Origin of the sequence: Bradyrhizobium sp. ORS 278, from assembly GCF_000026145.1 — a bacterium.
GTDB lineage: Bacteria > Pseudomonadota > Alphaproteobacteria > Rhizobiales > Xanthobacteraceae > Bradyrhizobium.
Genome location: NC_009445.1, coordinates 988,149 through 1,007,562, shown reverse-complemented (window position 1 = coordinate 1,007,562; position 19,414 = coordinate 988,149). Strand labels below are relative to the sequence as shown.

18 protein-coding genes are annotated in these 19,414 nt (G+C 64.9%); 9 read left to right on the top strand and 9 right to left on the bottom strand.

Features of this window, described 5'->3' with window-relative positions; all coding sequences use genetic code 11:
- Window positions 1-47 precede the first annotated feature (47 nt).
- The 5 genes from BRADO_RS04400 to BRADO_RS34900 all read left to right on the top strand — a co-directional run bounded on the left by BRADO_RS04400 (window position 48) and on the right by BRADO_RS34900 (window position 3,977).
- A complete protein-coding gene (locus BRADO_RS04400; protein ID WP_011924111.1) occupies window positions 48-1,163 on the top strand; it encodes a cyclic nucleotide-gated ion channel in 1,116 nt (371 codons plus the stop codon).
- Complete coding sequence (locus BRADO_RS04395; protein ID WP_011924110.1) at window positions 1,160-1,957, top strand: enoyl-CoA hydratase/isomerase family protein; 798 nt, start codon at window positions 1,160-1,162, stop codon at window positions 1,955-1,957. The genes BRADO_RS04400 and BRADO_RS04395 overlap by 4 nt, the downstream gene beginning before the upstream one ends.
- 157 nt (window positions 1,958-2,114) lie before the next feature.
- Window positions 2,115-2,849, top strand: a complete 735-nt coding sequence (locus tag BRADO_RS04390; RefSeq protein WP_041756089.1) for a LuxR family transcriptional regulator — start codon at window positions 2,115-2,117, stop codon at window positions 2,847-2,849.
- 82 nt (window positions 2,850-2,931) lie between these two features.
- Window positions 2,932-3,615, top strand: coding sequence for an acyl-homoserine-lactone synthase (locus BRADO_RS04385; protein WP_011924108.1), 684 nt, complete (start codon window positions 2,932-2,934; stop codon window positions 3,613-3,615).
- 110 nt (window positions 3,616-3,725) lie between these two features.
- Window positions 3,726-3,977, top strand: coding sequence for a hypothetical protein (locus BRADO_RS34900; RefSeq protein ID WP_157872514.1), 252 nt, complete (start codon window positions 3,726-3,728; stop codon window positions 3,975-3,977).
- 216 nt (window positions 3,978-4,193) lie between these two features.
- Here BRADO_RS34900 and BRADO_RS04380 read toward each other — a convergent pair whose 3' ends face one another.
- From BRADO_RS04380 to BRADO_RS04345, 8 genes are all read right to left on the bottom strand, one after another.
- Entirely contained in the window at window positions 4,194-4,841 is a 648-nt protein-coding gene (locus BRADO_RS04380) for a nitroreductase (RefSeq protein ID WP_011924106.1), read from the bottom strand.
- Window positions 4,842-5,023: 182 nt separating this feature from the next.
- Entirely contained in the window at window positions 5,024-6,271 is a 1,248-nt protein-coding gene (locus tag BRADO_RS04375) for an acyl-CoA dehydrogenase (RefSeq protein WP_011924105.1), read from the bottom strand.
- Window positions 6,272-6,391: 120 nt separating this feature from the next.
- Entirely contained in the window at window positions 6,392-7,636 is a 1,245-nt protein-coding gene (locus BRADO_RS04370; protein ID WP_011924104.1) for an acyl-CoA dehydrogenase, read from the bottom strand.
- Between the two features lie 252 nt (window positions 7,637-7,888).
- Window positions 7,889-9,016 (bottom strand): acyl-CoA dehydrogenase family protein, encoded by a 1,128-nt coding sequence (locus BRADO_RS04365; RefSeq protein ID WP_011924103.1) that lies wholly within the window; start codon window positions 9,014-9,016, stop codon window positions 7,889-7,891.
- Window positions 9,017-9,190: 174 nt separating this feature from the next.
- On the bottom strand, window positions 9,191-11,059 hold the full coding sequence (locus BRADO_RS04360; protein WP_011924102.1) for an AMP-binding protein: 1,869 nt from the start codon (window positions 11,057-11,059) through the stop codon (window positions 9,191-9,193).
- A gap of 41 nt (window positions 11,060-11,100) precedes the next feature.
- Complete coding sequence (locus BRADO_RS04355; RefSeq protein ID WP_041756088.1) at window positions 11,101-11,907, bottom strand: enoyl-CoA hydratase/isomerase family protein; 807 nt, start codon at window positions 11,905-11,907, stop codon at window positions 11,101-11,103.
- A gap of 153 nt (window positions 11,908-12,060) precedes the next feature.
- Complete coding sequence (locus BRADO_RS04350) at window positions 12,061-12,819, bottom strand: SDR family NAD(P)-dependent oxidoreductase (RefSeq protein WP_008960079.1); 759 nt, start codon at window positions 12,817-12,819, stop codon at window positions 12,061-12,063.
- Between the two features lie 64 nt (window positions 12,820-12,883).
- A complete protein-coding gene (locus BRADO_RS04345) occupies window positions 12,884-13,543 on the bottom strand; it encodes a TetR family transcriptional regulator (RefSeq protein WP_011924100.1) in 660 nt (219 codons plus the stop codon).
- A gap of 137 nt (window positions 13,544-13,680) precedes the next feature.
- On the opposite strand from BRADO_RS04345, the gene BRADO_RS04340 reads away from it, so the two are divergent.
- From BRADO_RS04340 to BRADO_RS04325, 4 genes are all read left to right on the top strand, one after another.
- A complete protein-coding gene (locus BRADO_RS04340) occupies window positions 13,681-14,853 on the top strand; it encodes an acetyl-CoA C-acetyltransferase (protein ID WP_011924099.1) in 1,173 nt (390 codons plus the stop codon).
- A gap of 173 nt (window positions 14,854-15,026) precedes the next feature.
- Complete coding sequence (locus tag BRADO_RS04335) at window positions 15,027-16,562, top strand: acyl-CoA synthetase (RefSeq protein ID WP_011924098.1); 1,536 nt, start codon at window positions 15,027-15,029, stop codon at window positions 16,560-16,562.
- Window positions 16,563-16,823: 261 nt separating this feature from the next.
- A complete protein-coding gene (locus BRADO_RS04330; RefSeq protein ID WP_011924097.1) occupies window positions 16,824-17,894 on the top strand; it encodes an alpha/beta fold hydrolase in 1,071 nt (356 codons plus the stop codon).
- 95 nt (window positions 17,895-17,989) lie between these two features.
- Window positions 17,990-18,373: a hypothetical protein gene (locus tag BRADO_RS04325; RefSeq protein ID WP_041756086.1), complete on the top strand. Its 384-nt coding sequence runs from the start codon at window positions 17,990-17,992 to the stop codon at window positions 18,371-18,373.
- A gap of 307 nt (window positions 18,374-18,680) precedes the next feature.
- Here BRADO_RS04325 and BRADO_RS04320 read toward each other — a convergent pair whose 3' ends face one another.
- Window positions 18,681-19,403, bottom strand: a complete 723-nt coding sequence (locus BRADO_RS04320) for a hypothetical protein (protein WP_011924095.1) — start codon at window positions 19,401-19,403, stop codon at window positions 18,681-18,683.
- Window positions 19,404-19,414: the final 11 nt, after the last annotated feature.

Genomic DNA, 19,414 nt, shown 5'->3' with positions numbered 1-19,414 from the left:
GGCACCGCCCCTCCCCGGACTCCTCAGCCAAAGGCGCCAGCTCTCCCATGGCCAAATCGTCGTTACCTCCTGCCCTGGCGAGGTTCGTTGCAGCCACGGCCGGACGCGACATGACCGGCGCGGCCTACGCGGCGATGCTCCTCGGCACGACCGCCATGGTGCTGCTGACGCTCGACGCGACCTATGCAGCGGCGCAGCGGTGGATCTATGCCCTGTTATGGGGGTGCCTTGCCTTCTTCGTCGCCGAATGGGCGGTGCGGGTTCAGGCGGCGGCCCGCATGCACCGGGTCATCGCCTATCTCACCTCGGGGCGCGGCCTGGTCGACACCGCCTGCACGGTCGCCGTTCCCACGGCCCTGATCGCCGGCGTCGAGCCGCGCTCGGCCTGGCTGCTGGCGTTCACCTGGGCGCTCAAGGTCGTTCCCGGCGTTCCCGGCCTGCGTCGGCTGCGGCGGGTGATGGTGGTGCAGGCACGTCCGCTGCTGGCGGTGCTGGTGCTGTTCCTGCTGGTGCTGTTTCTCGGCTCCGTCGCCGAATATGCGCTGGAGCATGACGACCAGCCCGCCACATTCGGCAACATCCCCTCCGCGATGTGGTGGGCCGTCGTGACCCTCACCACGACCGGCTATGGCGACGTGGTACCGGTCACGCCGCTGGGGCGGCTCGTGGCGTCGATGGTGATGATCTCGGGCCTCGGCGTGTTCGGCCTGTGGACCGGTATCCTGGCCACCAGCTTCGCCGACGAGACCCGGCGCGACAATTTCCTCAAGACGTGGGAGCTGGTCGGCCGGGTGCCGTTCTTCGCCAGCCTCGGCCCAGCGACCATCGCCGACGTGACCCAGATGCTGCGCACCATCGACCTGCCGCCGCGCGCCACCGTGATCCGCAAGGGCGAGCCCGGCGACTGCATGTATTTCATTGCCGCCGGGGAGGTCGAGGTCGACCTGCCCACCAAGAAGATCCGCCTCGGCGAGGGCGCGTTCTTCGGCGAGATGGCGCTGCTCGGGAATAATCTGCGCTCAGCCAACATCGTCACCACCAGCCTGTCGAAGCTGCTGGTGCTCGATCTCGTCGATTTTCGCGTGCTGATGGCACGCCACCCCGATCTGGCGCAGAGCATCGATGCCGAGGCCGTGCGCCGAACCTTGGAGAACAGGACATGACCGACGGACCGAGCAGCCAAGGTGGCGATGCGCCAAGCACGCCGGTTCTGACGATCGAAGGGCCGCGCGCCACCATCCGGCTCAACCGGCCGCGCCATCTCAACCGCCTGCAGCCCGAGGACCTCGGCGCGTTGATGGCGCTGTTCGACCGCGTCGAAGCCGACGCCGGATTGCGCGTGCTCGTCCTGACCGGGACCGGGCGCGCGTTCAGCGCCGGTTTCGATCTCGGCGCGATCGGGGGCGGGCCGGAGACCAGCCCGGCAGGTGGCGCGGGCCCATCGTTCGAAGCGGTCGTGGACCGGCTGGAGGACCTGGCGCTGCCGACGATCTGCCGGCTCAATGGCGGTGTCTATGGCGGGTCGACCGACCTCGCGCTGGCATGCGATTTCCGGATCGGAGTCGACACCGCAGAAATGTTCATGCCGGCCGCGCGGCTCGGGCTGCACTACTACCCGAACGGCATCAAGCGTTACGTCTCCCGCCTTGGCGTCGATAATGCCAAGCACCTCTTTCTCACCGCCGAGAAGATCGGCGCCGCCGAAATGCTGCGGATCGGCTACCTCACCGGCATGGTGGCGGCCGACGCGCTCGATGCCGAGGTCGAACGATTAGCTGCGCTGCTGGCCGGCAACGCGCCGGCCGCGATGCGCGGCATGAAGCGCGCGATCAACGAGTTTGCCCGCGGCATGCTGGACGATGCGGCGGCTCGCCGCAGACATCAGGACAGCCTGAGCGGATCGGAGATCCAGGAGGGCATGAAATCGTTTGCAGAAAAAAGGGCACCGCGGTTTTGACGGCAATGCAGCGATCTGTCCGATCAGGATTGCATGCATCCCGCGGTATGCAGCCGGTGTTCCGCCACACGTTCAACGAACTATCGACCTAAAGCTCCAATTTGCGGTTGACAGCCTTTTGTCCGTGGCTAGCTTGGCTTTGGGCGGAGACTCTCACATGCAAGTGATAGACGCGTATTGGGGCCGGCGGGCTCTGGACTACGTCGATGCGATCGAAGCGTCGAAGACCAGCGCGAGCGTGATTACCCAATTCGAGAAGATGATCTGCGATCTGGGCTTCCATGCCTACATCATGGCGGGCGTGCCGGCGCCGGGCCAATCGCTGCAGCAGACGATCCTGGCCAATGGCTGGCCGCGGGAGTGGTTCGAGATGTATGCCCGGGAGCAGTTTCACCGCTGCGATCCGATTCCGCGGCACTGCGTGTCGACGCTGAATCCGTTCGCCTGGTCCGAAGTGCCCTATGACCGCGAGGACGATCCGGGTGCGCATGAGGTCATGATGCGGGCGCGCGATTTCCGATTGAACGAAGGTTTCTGCGTGCCGATCCATTATGACGATGCGGTCGGCGCCGTCAGCATCGCCGGCGAGCACCCCAATCTCGCGCCCGACGCCCGCGGCGCGCTGCACCTGATCAGCATCTTCACGCATTCGCGGCTGCGCGCGCTGGCCCGCGCGACCGCGGGCAACCCGGGTCGCCGCCTGTCGCGGATCGAGGCCGAGGTGCTGAGCTGGGCGGCGCGCGGCAAGACGGCATGGGAGACGGCGCGCATTCTGGGCGTCTCTGAGCGCAACGTTCGCTGGCACCTCGAAGAGGCGCAGCGCAAGCTCGCGACCAAGAACAAGACGGCGACCGTTGCGACCGCTCTTGTCAACGGCGAGATCTCGATCTGATCTGGCTTTTCTCCCACTGGATCATTTCGAGTACATCGGCAAATTCCAAACCCCAAGTTGATTCAGACGACCGGGGGTTTCGATGCCTGAGATTCATGTCGTTCGAAAAGATAATCGCGCGCTCTACGAAAAATATTTCGATCCCTATTACAGGCTGCGTCACGAGATCTACGTCAAGCAGCGCAAGTGGATGGATCTCGATCGTCCGGACGGACGTGAGATCGACCAGTTCGATACCGAGGATGCCGTCTATCTGTTCTGCATCGACAACGGTCAGTTGATCGGCTCGATGCGCGCCGTGCCGACGGTGCTGCCGACGCTGATGAGCGACATCTTTCCATATCTCAATCTGCGCGGCCCGGTTCAGCGGCCGGACGTGTATGAGCTGTCACGCATCTTCGTAATCCCGGAGCGACGCGGCGAGCATGCCGGGCCGCGCATCGACATGCTGCTGCTGACCGCCATCATGGAGTACGGCATCTCCATCGGCCTCACCGGCTTCTCGATCGTGCTGGAGAGCTGGTGGCTGCCACGGTTCGAAAAGTGTGGCTGGAAAGCGAGGCCTTTGGGTGTCCCCCACATCATGGACGGGATGTCGGTGCTGGCGGTCCTGGTCGATTGCGACGAGACGACGTGGAAGTCGTTATGCACTCAGATCGGTCTGACGCGGCCGACGCTGACATGGCAGGGACTCGAAGAGGTCAGCCGCCAGGCCCTGCCGGATATCTTTCTTCATCTTCCGCCAGCCGTTCAGCCAGCGCAATGATCTGCTCCCGGTGCCGCGTCAGCCTGAGCCTATGGAACGCCTTCAAGAGGCGGTGACCGAGGAGCGTCGCCTCGTCGACCTCGAGGGCATAGAGGTTGGACGGCGTGTTCATGGAATCCATCGCTGACACACTTCAGGTTTTGAGCCGTGACGGAACCTTCACTCGAGAAGATCATCGAGCGTCTGCAATTCTGCATCGTAGACGCTCGCGCCATGCAACTCAAAATGTTGGAAAGGATTTTGTCAATATCATTGCTCGAAGCCCACGAACTCAAGGAAAAATGCGCGCCAAAGCCATCGAACAGCAGTCATTAGTCATGAATGCTGAAAGTCGGATCGATGGTCGAATGGCAAAGCAGTGATTTCAGAGCCGCTTCACACCGCACAATCCAATGAAGCGCGCGCGGCCACATCGAGCGGCCTCAATTGAAGGGCCCCGTCCTCGACGATCCCGACCACTCGACAGAAACAGTTATTCATCATTCAGCTCGATGCGCGCCTTGATGCCGCAGACTGCGGCCGCAACGAAGATGACGCGTTCGGTTCTCTCCATCGGAACTCGTTTCCACAAGACGCGCCTATTCATCGACGAAACGGACCGTGTCGGCGATGGCGGCGCGGCTGGTCCGATAGGAGTTCGCTTGATGGGCGAGGTCCGGATAGCCGAACGAGATGCCACAGACCACCTTGCGATCGTCACCGAGGCCGAAATGCTGACGGACCAGATCGGAGTGAAACGCGAGTGCCGCCTGCGGCACGGTGGCGATGCCGAGCGCCTGCGCCGCCAGCATGAAACTCGTGACATAGCCGCCGCAGTCGATCGCACCGTAGGTGCCGAGCGCCTCGTCGCTATGGATGATCGCGACATGCGGAGCGCCGAACAGATTATAGTTCTCCAGCGCCTGCCGCGCATAGCCGGCCTTGTCGCCGCGCTCGATCCCGAGCGCGTTGTAGAGCTGGAAACCGCTCTCCCGGCGCCGGTCGAGATAGACGCCGTTGTATTCGCGCGGAAACGGGAAATCGCCCGACGGCGGCTTGCCGCTTGACGCGGCCGCATACATGATCTTGCGAAACGCCTCGGTCGCGGCTCCCGAGGTGATCTCCACGCGCCAGGGCTGGCTGTTGCACCAGGACGCGGTTGTCTGCGCGGCCGTCAGGATGCGCTCGATCGTCGGCCGCGGCACCGGCTCGGCGCGAAAGCTGCGGCAGGAGAACCGCGCGGCCATGAGGTGTTCGAGGGTGGAGATCAGGTCTGGGTAGGCGGCCACGGCTTTCGCTTCCATCTGACTGGCTCTCGTCGATCCTACCCCTCATGGTGAGGAGGCGCGCAGCGCCGTCTCGAACCATGAGGCCACATCGCGGGCCTCATCCTTCGAGACGCTGCTGCGCAGTTCCTCAGGATGAGGGTCTAACTACGTCCCTTGGTCGGGACCTTGTTGAACGGCACATCCTTGTCGACGCGGATATCGCCGGGCAGGCCGAGCACGCGCTCGGCGATGATGTTGCGCAGGATCTCGTCGGTGCCGCCGGCGATGCGCATCGAGGGCGACGTCAGCAGCATCTGCTGGAACTGTCCCTGCGTCTCCGCCTCGTCCGCACCGGTGAGCACGCCGGCCGCGCCTTCGAGGTCCATCGCGTAGGTCGCGATGTCCTGCAGCATGACGCCGGCGACCAGCTTGCCGATCGAATTTTCTGGCCCCGGCCGATCGCCTTTGGACAGCGCCGAGATCGCGCGGTAGCTCGTATATTTCAGTCCGCTCGCCTTCACCGCCCACGACGCGAGCCTGGAGCGCGTGGCGCGATCGTCGATGGCGAGACCGTTGTCGGTCATCAGGTTGGCGCAGAACTCGAACATCTCGGGGAAGCCGGTGGCGAGCCGCGCGCCGATCGACATGCGCTCGTTCATCAAGGTGGTCAGCGATACGTTCCAGCCGTCGCCGACCGCTCCGAGGCGCTGCGAGTCCGGAATCACGACGTCGGTGAAATAGACCTCGTTGAACTCCTGCATGCCGTTGGCCTGCTTGATCGGGCGGACCTCGACGCCGGGGCTCTTCATGTCCAGGAAGAACATCGTGAGCCCCTTGTGCTTCGGCACGTTGGGATCGGTGCGCGTGATCAAGAGGCCGTAGTCGGAGTAATGCGCGCCGGACGTCCAGATCTTCTGGCCGTTGATGACCCAGTCGTCGCCGCGCTTCTCGGCGCGGGTGCGCAGGCCCGCAACGTCCGAACCGCCGGCCGGCTCGGAGAACAGCTGGCACCAGATCTCCTCGCCCGAGGCGAGCTTCGGCAGATAGCGGCGCTTGTGCTCTTCGCTGCCATAGGCCATCACGGTCGGGCCGCACATGCCCTCGCCGATCTGAAACGGCTGCGTCAGCTTGCCGTAGACGCCCTCCTCCTGCTGCCAGATCACCCGCTCGATCGGCGTCGCGCCGCGGCCGCCATACTCCTTCGGCCAGTGCAGGCAGGCCCAGCCGGCGTCGGACTTCTTCTTCTGCCAGGCCTTGCCGACCTCGACGATGTCGGCGTGCTTCAGCCGAATGCGTCCGAGCGAGGAGCTCGCAAGCTCCACCTCCAGCTCCTTCGGCGCATTCGCCGCGACCCAGGCGCGCGCGGTCTCGCGAAAGGCGGCTTCCTGCGGGGTGTCGTCGAAGTTCATGCCTCAGCCCTCACTTGTATTCGTAGAGCGGATTAGCCGAAGGCGTAACCCGCCAAATCCCTGGCTTCGTTAAGCCATCGGCGGGTTACGCGGCGCTAACCCGCCCTACGGCTCTGATTACTACGCGCGTCCCTTGGTCGGGACCTGGTTGAACGGCAGGTCCTTGTCGACGCGGATGTCGCCTGGCAGGCCGAGCACGCGCTCGGCGATGATGTTGCGCATGATCTCGTCGGTGCCGCCCTCGACGCGGGTACCCGGCGCGCGCAGCAGCATCGCCTGGAATTTGCCGGCGACATCAGCCTCGGGACCGCTGAGCACGCCGGCGGCGCCTTGCAAATCCAGCGCGTAGGTCGCGACGTCCTGCACCATCGAGCCCGCGACCAGCTTGCCGATCGAGTTCTCCGGCCCCGGACGCTCGCCCCTGGACAGCGCCGAGATCGCGCGCATGCTGGTGTATTTCAGCCCGCTCGCCTTCACCGCCCAGTTCGCCAGCTTCGAGCGCACGTTGCGGTCCTCGATCGCGGGGCGATCGTCCAGCATGATGTTGGAGCAGAAGTCGAACAGCTCGGGAAAGCCGGTGGCAACACCGGCGCCGATCGACATGCGCTCGTTCATCAGGGTGGTGAGCGCGACGTTCCAGCCGTCATTCACGGCGCCGAGCCGCTGCGAATCCGGGATCACGACATCGGTGAAATAGACCTCGTTGAAGTCCGAATGCCCGCTCGCCTGCTTGATCGGGCGGACCTCGACACCAGGGCTCTTCATGTCCAGGAAGAACATGGTGAGGCCCTTGTGCTTCGGCACGGTCGGATCGGTGCGCGTCAGCAGGATGCCGTAGTCGGAATAGTGCGCGCCGGACGTCCAGATCTTCTGGCCGTTGATCACCCACTCGTCACCGCGCTTTTCGGCGCGGGTGCGAAGGCCGGCGACGTCGGAGCCGCCCGCCGGCTCGGAGAACAGCTGGCACCACACCTTCTCGCCCGAGGCGAGCGGCGGCAGGTATTGCCGCTTATGCTCCTCGGAGGCATAGGCCATCACGGTCGGGCCGCACATGCCGTGGCCGATGATGAACATCGCGGAGAGCTTGCCGAACGGCCCCTCCTCCTGCTGCCAGATCACGCGCTCGATCGGCGAGGCGCCGCGGCCGCCATACTCCTTCGGCCAGTGCAGGCAGGCCCAGCCGGCATCGGCCTTCTTCTTCTGCCAGGCTTTTGCGACCTCGAGAATGTTGGCGTTCTTCAGCGCGGTGCGTCCGAGCGAGGACGCTCGCAGTTCGTCCTCGTATTGCTTGGGCGCGTTCGCGGCGATCCAGGCACGCGCCTCGGCGCGAAACGCGGCCTCGTGCGGGGTGTCATCGAAGTTCATGGCTCAACCTCTCATCTCGTAGGGTGGGCAAAGGCGCAACGCGCCGTGCCCACCAATCCCAATCCGCGGCTTCGATGGTGGGCACGCTTCGCTTTGCCCACCCTACGATCTTGTTCCGTCATTCCGGGGCGATGCGCAGCATCGAACCCGGAATCTCGACGAGATAACCTCTGGATTCCGGGTTCGCTCGCTCCGCGCAAAATGGCGTAGCCATTTCGGCGCGCGCGAGCGCCCCGGAATGACGGGCTTGCCTCACGCCGCGTTGCGCTTGCGCATGCGGTCGATCAGCTGGTCTTCCCAGTAGGACAGGCTGCCCAGCCCGAGCGCGAGCGCGTTGGCGCGGCGGTAGTACATGTGACAGTCGAACTCCCAGGTGAAGCCCATGCCGCCATGGACCTGGATGTTGTTCTTGCCGCAATGCTGATAGGCCTGCGTCGCGCTGATGCGCGCCGAGGCCGCGGCCTCCGGCAATTCCGGCGCATTGGTCGAGAGCGCCCAGGCGCCGTAATAGGCGTTGGAGCGCGCCAAGGTCGCCGAGACATACATGTCGGCCAGCATGTGCTTGACCGCCTGGAACGAGCCGATCGGCCGGCCGAAGGCGATGCGGTCGAGCGCGTAGTCGCGGCCCATTTCCAGCGCGCGATCGGAGCCGCCGACCTGCTCGAACGCGGTCAGCACGGCGGCGCGGTCGAGCACCTGGGTGAGGATGCTCCAGCCCTCGCCGGCCGCGCCGAGCGGCTCGGCCTTGCAATTCGCAAAGGTAAGCTCGGCCTGGCCGCGGGTCGGATCGAGATTGGTCAGCGCCTTCGCCTCCACGCCGCCGGCCTTGGTGTCGACCAGGAACAGCGAGATGTCGCTGTCGCGGCCGGTTGAGGCCGTGCGCGCCGCCACGATGATGAGATCGGCGATGGCGCCATCGGCGACCGGCTTCTTGGTGCCGTTGAGCAAGCCGTTGCCAGCTTCGAGCTTGATCGCCTTCGGCGAAGGATTGCCGGTGCCCTCGAACAGCGCAAGGGTGCCGATCGTCTCGCCGTTTGCGATCTTCGGCAGCCAGGCCTGCTTCTGCGCGTCGCTGCCGGCCAGCATCAAAGCCTCGGCCGCGAGATAGACGGTCGACGAGAACGGCACCGGCGCCAGCGCGCGGCCCACCTCCTCGGCGAGCACGCACAGCTCGAGATGGCCAGCGCCCGCGCCGCCATATTCTTCCGGAATGGCCACGCCGAGGAACCCCATCTCGGCAAAGCCCTTCCACAGCGCGCGGTCATACGGCTCCTTGCCGTCGAGCACGACGCGCACGGCTTTCGGCGGGCACTTCTCGGCGAGGAATTTCCGCGCCTGGTCCCGCAGCTGCTTCTGGTCGTCGGAAAAATCGAAGTTCATGGGATCAACTCTATTGTTGGAAAGTCTCTTGGTGGTCGTCCCGGCGAAAGCCGGGACCCATAGCCACCGGCGATTCGATGGGCCCGGAACGGGCTTCGGCGGCATACGGATGAGCCTGGGAGTATGGGTCCCCGCGTTCGCGGGGACGACACCGAGCGACTGGCAATGACAGCATCACAGCACGATCACCTCGCTGTCGGGCGTTTCAGCATAGAGACGCTCGACCAGGGCGGCGCGGCGTTCCAGGCCGGCGCGCTGGTTGATGTAGCCCTTGTCGGTCAGCTCGTGGCCGTCGATCGACGGCGGCTCGACCATCAGCATCGCGCGGCCGATGCGCCGGCTGCTGGCGCCCTCGCACTCCTTGTTGTGCGCCTGAAGTCCGCGACGGACGCAATCGATGACAGCCGGATGCTTCACCACGTCCTCGAAGGTCGCTTGGGGATTGCCGACTAGTTGCCGGCAGGCGTGCAGGTTCGGCCACGCCAGCAGGCCGATATATTCGCGGTCCTGCCCCGCCACGAGCGCGTCATGGATCGCCGGCGTGGCCGCGGCAATGGCATCGGTGCGCAGCGAGCCGACATGGACGAAGGTGCCGGTGGTCAACTTGAAGTCCTCGACGACACGGCCGGCGAAGATGATGCCCTGCGCGGGATCATTGGGATCGACGAACACGCCGGCGTCGCCGATGCAGTAGAAGCCTTCGTCGTCGAACGCCTTCCTGGTCAGCTCGGGTTGGCCGAAATAGCCGGGCATCACGTTGATGCCGCGCAGCCGCAGCTCGTATTTATCGCCGGTCGGAACCATCTTCAGCTCGACACCGGGGAAGGGCAGGCCGATCAGGCCGACGCGCTCGGTGTTCCAATAGGTGCCGGTCGAGGTCGGCGCGGTCTCGGTCGAGCCCCAGCCGGTGTAGAACACGATGCGCTCGCCGGTGGTCTTGACCGCCAGCGCCTGCATGCGCTCATAGAGATCGTCCGGCAGCCGCGCGCCGCCATACGCCATGATGCCGAGGTCCTTGAAGAACGAGCGGCACAGCGCGTCGTCCTTCTCCATCGCCGCAGCGAGCGCGGCGTAGCCTGCGGGAACGTTGGCGTAGTAGGTCGGCGACACCTCGCGCAGATTCTTGATCGTCTCGTCGAACATGCCGGGCATCGGCCGGCCGTCGTCGATGTAGAGCGTGCCGCCATCGATCAGCAGCGGATTGAACGCCGCATTGCCGCCCATGGTGTGATTCCACGGCATCCAGTCCAGCACCGTGGAGACCGGCGCATCCGGCGCGCGCGGACGCGTCTGCATCATCATCGCCGCATTGGCGCACATCATGCGCTGCGTGTTGATGACCGCCTTGGGCATGCCGGTCGAACCGGAGGTGAACAGCAGCTTGCCCACAGTCTCGGGCGTGATCTGCGCGATCGAGGCATCAACGTCGCCGGTGACGGGCGTCGCGGCGAGATCGGCGAAGCTGACGCTCGGAATGCCCTCGCAGGGACGCGCGACATGCACGACGGTGACGCCGTCGAGATCGAGCGCTTTCAGCGCCTTCTCGAAGGTCGGGCCGTCCTGCACCATGACCACGCCCGGCTTCACCAGCCCGAAGAGATATTTGAGCTTGAGGTGGTCGTGGCTCATGAGCGAATAGGCCGGCGACACCGGCGCCGCCGGCGATCGCGCCTGCATCGCGGCGAAGGTCATCAGCGCGTGCTCGATGGAATTGCCGGAGAGGATCGCCACCGGGCGGCCGTCAAGCTTCAGATTGAGCAGCCCTTGCGTCAGCCCATCGATGGTGCGCTTCGCCTCGGCATAAGGCAGCTTGCGCCACTGGCGCTCGGGGCCGCTGCGCTGCGCGAGCCAGGTCCGCGTCGGCGCTTCCTTGGCCCAGCGCGCCAGCGGCGCGGCGAGATGCGGCTCATAGGCTTGAAGGGGAATGCGCGACTTGATGACGATCACGCCGTCCGCGCGCCGCTCGACGTCGATGTCGCGCGCCAGCCAGTTGACCTTGCGGAATGCCGGCTTCTCCAACACCTTCGCTGCCGTCCCGTCCATTTTGCGTCTCCCGAAATATCGTCCTTTGCGGATCTTGATATCTAGCGGTTGGTATAGACCGGCTTGCGCTTCTGGAGGAAGGCTTCAATGCCTTCCTTGAAGTCTTCCGAGCGGCTGCACAGCACCTGGTTGCGATCTTCCATCGCGATGACGGCCTCGATCGACGACGCATCGACGCTCATGTTGAGGCATTCCTTCGACAGGCGAAGCCCGACTGGGGAGGCCGTCATCATCGCATCGATGATCGGCGCGGCGGCATCATCGAGCTGATCCTCTTCGACGATCTCCGACACCAGCCCGACCATCAGCGCGCGTTCGGCGCCGATGAAGCGTCCGGTGAGAATCAGCTCGGAGGCGACGGAGACGCCGACGAGGCGCGGCAAAAAGTAGCTGGTGCCGATGTCGCAGCCCCCGAGGCCGAGCTTGATGAAAGCGCAGTTCATGCGCGCCGAGCGTGCGGCGATGCGGATGTCGGCGGCGAGCGCCAGCGCGAAGCCGCCGCCCGCGGCCGCGCCCTGCACAAGCGCGATGATCGGCTGCGGACAGCGCCGCATCAGCATGACGATGTCGGCGATGCGGCGCTGCGAGTCGAGCGATTCGGTCACAGTGGGCGGCTCGTTGACGCCGCCGCGGCGCTGCATGGCGGCCTTGAGATCGAGGCCGGCGCAGAAGTTCTTGCCCGCGCCCTTGAGCACGACGACGCGCGTCGCGCGGTTTCGCTGCAGGCTTTCAAAATAAGCATTGAGCGCGTCGATCAGCGCCGGATCGAGCGCGTTCAGGCTCTCCGGACGATTGAGCGTCACCCGGTCGACGCCGTTCTCATGCTCGATCAGCAGCGGTTGGGACATGGCGCGCTCTCTCCTCACCTTCATCCCGGCGAACGCCGGGATCCATAGCCACCGGCTTCATTGGTTAGAGCGCGGCGTCTGCCAGTTTGCCACTCACAGGCGCCGCGGAGTCTGGGTCCCGGCTCAAGGCCGGGACGACAGTAAAGTGCGCCGTCAGCGCGGGGCCATGCGGATGGCGCCGTCGAGGCGGATGGTTTCGCCATTGAGCATCGGGTTCTCGACGATGTGGACGGCGAGGTTGCCGTACTCCGAGGCGTCGCCGAGGCGGGCGGGATGCGGCACCTGGGCGCCGAGGCTCTTGCGGGCCTCCTCGTTCAGGCCCATCAGCAGCGGCGTCAGGAACAGGCCAGGCGCGATGGTGTTGACGCGGATCTTCTGGCTGGCGAGATCGCGCGCCGCTGGCAGGGTGAGGCCGACGACACCGCCCTTCGAGGCCGAATAGGCGATCTGGCCGATCTGACCTTCATAGGCCGCGACGCTGGCGGTGTTGATGATGACGCCGCGCTCCTCGCCGACCGCTTCCGCGGTGACCAGGCGCTCGGCGAACAGGCGCAGCACGTTGAAGGTGCCGATCAGGTTGACGTTGATGATGCGCGCGAACTTCGCCAGCGGATAGACGCCGTCCTTGCCGACGATGCGCTGCGAGCCGCCGATGCCGGCGCAGTTGACCAGCACGCGGGCGATGCCGTGCGCTGCCTCCGCCTTGGCGATGCCGGCCTTGACCTGATCCTCGTTGGTGACGTCGGCATGCAGGGCGACGCCCTTGATCTCGGCGGCGACTTTCTCGGCATTCTCCAGGCTCTGGTCGAGCACGGCGACCTTGGCGCCCTTGGCCGCCATGGCGCGCGCCGTCGCGGCGCCGAGACCCGAGCCACCGCCGGTGATCAGAACGGCGACGTTGTTGAGTTGCATGGTGCGTTTCCTCCTTTGTTTATTTTTAGCGAATAGCGAAAAGGGAGTAGCGAATAGATACTCCCTATTCGCCATTCGCCCTCTTCAGTATCCCGCCGCAGATCAGCGCCTCCATATGGGCGATGTACTGGCGGCAGACATCATCGGTTACCGGACCGACGCCGATCGCGCGCGACATCGCGTGGCGGCCGAAGAACAGGTGATCGCAGGCGCCGATCAGGCTGGTGTAGAACAGCACGGGGTCGACGGCGCGGAACTCGCCCTTGGCGACGCCCTCTTCGATCAGGCGGCGATGAAATTCCAACAGCGGCGCGACGAAGAACTTCGATACCTCGTCGGCGGCCTCGGGACTGCTTTCGTGCAGCAGGTAATGGATCAGCCGGTTCATGTAGGGAAACCGGTGATAGGCGCGGATGATGCCGCTGATGTGCAGCTTCAGCTTGGCGGTCGGCGGCAGCGGCTGCGCCAGAAGGTATTCGAGATTGGCGACCTCCGTGGCGGCGTCGCGCGCAAGCAGCGCCAGCAGTAGGCCGTCCTTGTTGCCAAAATGGTATTTGACCAGCGCGGCGTTGGAGCCGGACTTCTGCGCGATGTCGCTGAGCGAAATCTCGATCGACGACCTCTGAATCATCAGCTCGCTGGCGGCATCCAGCAGCTTTTCCGCGGTGGCATTCCGCCCCACGGCAAGCTTCTCCGGCACGCTGTTTTGCAGCTGAGGTCCCAAGGCGTTTCCTATCGGTTGTTGCGGCCAGATAAGCCGAAGCCGGAGTTGATCTCAAGCGTTAATTGATCGATTGACTAAAGCTCAATCGCGCATTTAAATCGGCGCCAATCACGAACCAAGTCTAGGGAGGAAACCTCATGGCGGAAGCCTATATCGTCGCGGCTGCGCGCACGGCCGGCGGCCGAAAGGGCGGGCGTCTGGCCGGCTGGCATCCGGCGGATCTGGCGGCGAAGGTGCTGGACGCGCTGGTCGAGCGCTCCGGCGCCGCGCCGGACCAGGTCGAGGACGTGATCATGGGCTGCGTCATGCAGACCGGCGAGCAGTCGACCAACATCGCCCGCAACGCGGTACTGGCCTCGAAGCTGCCGGAGAGCGTCCCGGGCACCTCGATCGACCGCCAGTGCGGGTCGTCGCAGCAGGCGCTGCATTTCGCCGCCCAGGCGGTGATGTCGGGCGCGATGGACGTGGTGATCGCCGCCGGCGTGGAGTCGATGACCCGGGTGCCGATGGGCCTGTCCTCGACCTTGCCGGCGAAGAACGGGTTTGGGCACTACAAGAGCCCGAGCATGGAGAGCCGCTATCCGAACATCCAGTTCAGCCAGTTCACCGGCGCGGAGATGATGGCGGAGAAGTACGGGCTCTCCAAGGATGATCTCGACGAATACGCCTATAACAGCCATCAGCGCGCGATCGCGGCGACGCAGGCCGGGCACTTCAAGGACGAGATCGTCCCGCTGCAGATCACCCGCGCCGACGGTTCGACCGACACCCATCATATCGACGAGGGCATCCGCTTCGACGTCAGCCTCGACGGCATCAAGGGCGTCAAGCTGATCGCCGAGAACGGCAAGCTGACCGCTGCCTCCGCGAGCCAGATCTGCGACGGCGCCTCCGGCGTCATGGTCGTCAACGAGCGCGGCCTGAAGTCGCTCGGCGTCAAGCCGCTGGCCCGCGTGCACCACATGACCATGATGGGCGGCGATCCCGTCATCATGCTGGAAGCGCCGCTGCCGGCGACCCAGCGCGCGCTGCAGAAGGCCGGCATGTCGATCGACGACATCGACCTCTACGAGGTCAACGAGGCCTTCGCCTCGGTGCCGACCGCCTGGCTCAAGACCACCGGCGCAGATCCGAGCCGTCTCAACGTCAATGGCGGTGCGATTGCGCTCGGCCATCCGCTCGGCGGCTCCGGCACCAAGCTGATGACGACGCTGCTGCATGCGCTGAAACAGCGCAACAAGCGCTACGGCCTGCAGACCATGTGCGAAGGCGGCGGCATGGCGAATGTGACGATCGTCGAGCGGCTCTAGCTGTCGCTCCATCAATGGTGTCGTCCCGGCCTTGAGCCGGGACCCATAGCCACCGAATCCAACGTTACGCGAGCTGGAGCCACAGCTCGCTTTCACCACAGCCCCCTGTGGTTATGGGTCCCGGCTCGAGGCCGGGACGACGCCTTTTCCTGGTTTAGCAGCGGTGAGCCCTCATGACCCACCCGTCCATTCATGCCCAGAGCCATCCGGACAAGATCGCCTATCAGATGGCGGGGACCGGCAAGGCCATCACCTATCGCGAGCTCGACGAGCTATCCAACCAGGGCGCCCAGCTGTTTCGCGCGCTCGGCCTCAAGGCCGGCGACCATGTCGCGTTCCTGATGGAGAACCGGCTGGCCTTCATGGAGATCGCCTGGGCCGCGCAGCGCTCCGGCCTCTACTACACCGCGATCAGCCGCTATCTCACCAAGGACGAAATCGCCTATATCGTCAGGGATTGCGGCGCCAAGGTCTTCATCACCTCGCCGAAATGCGCCGAGCAGGTGCGCGATCTCGTCGCGGCGGACGGCCCGCTGTTCTTCATGGTCGACGAGCCCGAGCCCGGGTTTCGCTCATGGGACAAGGAGGCCGGCGCGCAGCCCAAGACGCCGATCGCCGACCAGGTCGCCGGCTACGACATGCTGTATTCGTCGGGCACCACCGGACGGCCGAAGGGAATCAAGAAGGATTTCGAAGGCAATCCGATCGATCAGCCCAACCAGTTCCTGCGCGTGCTCTGCGCCGACATGTGCGGCATGAATGCCGAGAGCATCTATCTGTCGCCGGCGCCGCTGTATCATGCAGCGCCGCTGCGCTTCAACATGATGGCGATCACGCTCGGCGGCACGTCGATCATCATGGAGCATTTCGACGCGGAGGAGTTCCTCAAGCTCGTCGAGAAGTACAAGATCACGCAGTCGCAGCTGGTGCCGACGATGTTCGTGCGCATGCTAAAGCTGCCGGAGGACGTCCGCCAGCGCTACGATGTTTCGACCCTGAAGGGCGCGATCCATGCGGCCGCGCCCTGCCCGGTCGACGTCAAGGCGAGGATGATCGAGTGGTGGGGGCCGATCTTGATCGAGTACTACGCGGGCTCGGAAGGCAATGGCGTCACGGTCTGCAACTCGAAGCAATGGCTGGAGCACCGCGGCAGCGTCGGCCGCGCTGTCGTCGGCAAGATCAAGATCCTCGGCGAGGATGATCAGGAAATGCCGACCGGCGAGATCGGCACGGTCTATTTCGCCGATGCGCCTGTATTCTCCTATCACAACGATCCGGAGAAGACGAAGCGCGCCTATAACGACAAGGGCTGGTCGACGCTCGGCGATGTCGGCTATCTCGACGCCGACGGCTTCCTCTATCTCACCGACCGCAAGTCCTACATGATCATCTCCGGCGGCGTAAACATCTATCCGCAGGAGACCGAGGACGTCCTCATCACGCATCCGGATGTCGCCGATGTCGCGGTGTTCGGCGTGCCGAACGAGGAGATGGGCGAGGAGGTCAAGGCCGTGGTGCAGCCGCACGACATGGCGCGCGCCGGCAAGGCGCTCGAGGAGCAGCTGATCCTGTACTGCCGCAAGCACCTGTCGCCGCTGAAATGCCCGCGCTCGATCGACTTCGAGCCCGAGCTGCCGCGCACCCCGACCGGCAAGCTGGTCAAGCGCCATCTGCGCGAGCGCTACTGGCCGAAGAAGGGCGCGGCGTAAGCGGGCCGCGCCCGCAGCTCAAAGCAACGGTGTCGTCCCGGCCTTGAGCCGGGACCCATAGCCACCGTCCCGAGTTTTGCGAAAGCTGGAGCTGCCAGCGCTGCCTACCACATTATCCTGTGGTTATGGGTCCCGGCGTTCGCCGGGACGACACTGATGAGGGCCGCGATGACCTCTTCTTTTCCACTTCCAGCTCTTCCCCCGTTGCCTCTCCCACCCTCCATCCGCTCGCGCTATGTCGATGGCATCAACGGCTTGCGGATGCATGTGCTCGAGGCCGGCTTCGAAACACCCGGGCGCCCCTGCGTGCTGCTGCTGCACGGCTTCCCCGAGCTCGCCTATAGCTGGCGCAAGGTGATGCCGGCGCTGGCGGCGGCGGGCTATCACGTGCTGGCGCCGGACCAGCGCGGCTATGGCCGCACCACCGGCTGGAACGCCGACTATGACGGCGACCTTGCGCCGTTCCGCTTCACCAACCTGGTGCGCGACGCGCTCGGCGTGGTCTATGCCTTCGGTCATCGCCATGTCGCGGCGGTCGTCGGCCACGACTTCGGCAGCCCGGTCGCGGCGTGGTGCGCGGTCATCCGGCCCGATGTGTTTCGATCGGTGGTGATGATGAGCGCACCGTTTCCGGGACCACCGGCCGCGCCGTTCGGCATCGCCGACCATCCGCTCGCGCCGCCCGATGATCCCGTGCATCGCGAGCTGGCCACGCTGCCGCGGCCGCGCAAGCACTATCAATGGCACTACTCGACACCCGAGGCGAACGCGGACATGCATCGCGCGCCGCAGGGCCTGCATGCGTTCCTGCGCGCCTACTACCACCACAAGAGCGCCGACTGGTCGGGCAACCAGCCGTATCCGCTGCAATCATGGACCGCGGGCGAACTCGCCAAGCTGCCGACCTACTACGTGATGGACCTCGACAAGACGATGGGCGAGACGGTCGCCGACGTCATGCCCGACGCGGCAACGATTGCCGCCAATCGCTGGCTGCCGGATCATGAACTCGCGGTCTACACGGCCGAATATGAACGAACCGGCTTCCAGGGCGGCCTGCAATGGTACCGCTGCGGCACGTCGGGCCTGTTCGACGCGGAATTGCAGACCTGGTCGGACCGCACCATCGACGTTCCGTCTGCATTCATCTCCGGCCTGCAAGACTGGGGCATCTACCAACGGCCCGGCGTGTTCGAAGCGATGCAGTCCCGAGTGTGCACCAACATGATCCTGTGCGAGCTGATCGATCGCGCCGGTCATTGGGTGCAGCAGGAGCAACATGACCATGTCAATGAGCTCCTGTTCACGTTCCTGAACAAATCGACAGCCTGATTTCGGACGCCGTTCCGACGTATTAGGCGAATCGAGGAACGAACATTCGGGGTTGACGTTTTTGCATCCGGGCGATGCGCATCAGGAGACGTTTTATGGATAAGAAGATCGCAGGCTTGCTCGGCGCGGTTGCCGCTGTCGGCGCGCTCGGCTCGGCGCAGGCGTCAGCCGCTCCGGCGCCGACCGATGTGCTGAAGGCCAACTCCTACGCCGATCTGCTCGAGCCGATCCCGAACGCCGCGGCGGTGCTGCAGGCGCTCGACGAGCAGGCTCCACCGGCCGCCGAGCCGAAGGTGCAGCTGGCGCAGTGGTACCATCACCACCATCATCATCACCACCATCACCACGGCTACTGGCGCGGCTATGGCTATGGCCCCGGCTATGGGTACGGCTACGGCCCGCGGGTCTACGTGGTACCGCGCCGGTACTACCATCACCACCACCATCATCATCACCACTGGTACTACGAGCGGTATTGATCGTCGTGAGGTGAAAGCCCGGAGGGCGCCGGCCGCGAGGTCGGCGCTCTTTCGTTGCGGGAGACGGGTTGTTGATCTGGATTTGCCGCGAAGAGTGAGTTTGCCCGTTTGTTCCTCCGCCATGCCTGGGCTTGTCCCGCCTGCGCGGCCGAAGCCGCCTCGGCGCGGCGAAGGCCAGGGCATCCATGTGGTTCTGAGCATGCGGACCGGCGTGGATGGCCGGGACGAGCCCGGCCATGACGACGCGGAGACAGTCGAGCGTAAGACCAATTATTGAAGCCGACGCCCGCCTTGAGCGGTGAGAGCCTTACGACTTGCGCGCCTTCTCCTTCGCCGCGCGATGCAGATGGCGATAGGTGCCATCGAACACCGTATCGGTGCTTGACAGCCATTCGGTCTCCTTGGCGAGCACCGGCCTGCTGGCGTGGATGCGGCGCGATTGCAACTCGCGCTCGGCAGCTTCGTCCGGACTCATCGGCTCGACCGTGAAGTTGGCCTCCTCGGGAATGACGATCACCTGCGCGAAGGGCTCGCCCGGACGGAAGATGTGGGTGCGGCCTTCCGCCGGCGCCTTGAACACGCAGAAGAACAGCATCGGCCAGAAATTCCGGATCAGCGCCGGCACCGCGATTGGACAGGTATCGGTGCGATCGGTGTAGAAGCGCGGATGCGGCTCGGTGCGGATCGCGAAGCCCGGGGGCACCTTGAGATCGAGCAGGATCTGATAGGTAAAGAACGCATCGCCGAAATTGCGGAACGGCGGCCATTGCAGGCTCGGACTGGGCGGCTCGCCCCAGTCGCCCGACATCTCGAGCTTGCCGTCCCGCGTCGTGACCTGCAGCTCGAAGTCGTAGGGATAGAACAGCTCGATGCCGTATTGCGCGCCTTCGGAGAACGGCACGCAGTGCCAGACCTGCTCATGCGAGCCATTGGCGCGCGGCTGCCGCTCGCCCGCCCAGCCCGGAATATCCATCTTGGTGCGCCGCGGAGCCAGTCTCGGATCGTTCAGCCTGTATTTGACGGTGGTCATTGGAACTCCTT

Excerpts from the sequence above, each read along its gene's own strand:
- BRADO_RS04360 (WP_011924102.1), bottom strand. The coding sequence starts at position 11,059 with ATGGACGGGACGGCAGCGAAGGTGTTGGAGAAGCCGGCATTCCGCAAG.
- BRADO_RS04400 (WP_011924111.1), top strand. The coding sequence starts at position 48 with ATGGCCAAATCGTCGTTACCTCCTGCCCTGGCGAGGTTCGTTGCAGCC.
- BRADO_RS04320 (WP_011924095.1), bottom strand. The coding sequence starts at position 19,403 with ATGACCACCGTCAAATACAGGCTGAACGATCCGAGACTGGCTCCGCGG.
- BRADO_RS04375 (WP_011924105.1), bottom strand. The coding sequence starts at position 6,271 with ATGAACTTCGACGACACCCCGCAGGAAGCCGCCTTTCGCGAGACCGCG.
- BRADO_RS34900 (WP_157872514.1), top strand. The coding sequence starts at position 3,726 with ATGGAATCCATCGCTGACACACTTCAGGTTTTGAGCCGTGACGGAACC.
- BRADO_RS04355 (WP_041756088.1), bottom strand. The coding sequence starts at position 11,907 with ATGTCCCAACCGCTGCTGATCGAGCATGAGAACGGCGTCGACCGGGTG.
- BRADO_RS04330 (WP_011924097.1), top strand. The coding sequence starts at position 16,824 with ATGCATGTGCTCGAGGCCGGCTTCGAAACACCCGGGCGCCCCTGCGTG.
- BRADO_RS04350 (WP_008960079.1), bottom strand. The coding sequence starts at position 12,819 with ATGCAACTCAACAACGTCGCCGTTCTGATCACCGGCGGTGGCTCGGGT.
- BRADO_RS04380 (WP_011924106.1), bottom strand. The coding sequence starts at position 4,841 with ATGGCCGCGCGGTTCTCCTGCCGCAGCTTTCGCGCCGAGCCGGTGCCG.
- BRADO_RS04370 (WP_011924104.1), bottom strand. The coding sequence starts at position 7,636 with ATGAACTTCGATGACACCCCGCACGAGGCCGCGTTTCGCGCCGAGGCG.
- BRADO_RS04385 (WP_011924108.1), top strand. The coding sequence starts at position 2,932 with ATGCCTGAGATTCATGTCGTTCGAAAAGATAATCGCGCGCTCTACGAA.
- BRADO_RS04365 (WP_011924103.1), bottom strand. The coding sequence starts at position 9,016 with ATGAACTTCGATTTTTCCGACGACCAGAAGCAGCTGCGGGACCAGGCG.
- BRADO_RS04395 (WP_011924110.1), top strand. The coding sequence starts at position 1,160 with ATGACCGACGGACCGAGCAGCCAAGGTGGCGATGCGCCAAGCACGCCG.
- BRADO_RS04390 (WP_041756089.1), top strand. The coding sequence starts at position 2,115 with ATGCAAGTGATAGACGCGTATTGGGGCCGGCGGGCTCTGGACTACGTC.
- BRADO_RS04325 (WP_041756086.1), top strand. The coding sequence starts at position 17,990 with ATGGATAAGAAGATCGCAGGCTTGCTCGGCGCGGTTGCCGCTGTCGGC.
- BRADO_RS04340 (WP_011924099.1), top strand. The coding sequence starts at position 13,681 with ATGGCGGAAGCCTATATCGTCGCGGCTGCGCGCACGGCCGGCGGCCGA.
- BRADO_RS04335 (WP_011924098.1), top strand. The coding sequence starts at position 15,027 with ATGACCCACCCGTCCATTCATGCCCAGAGCCATCCGGACAAGATCGCC.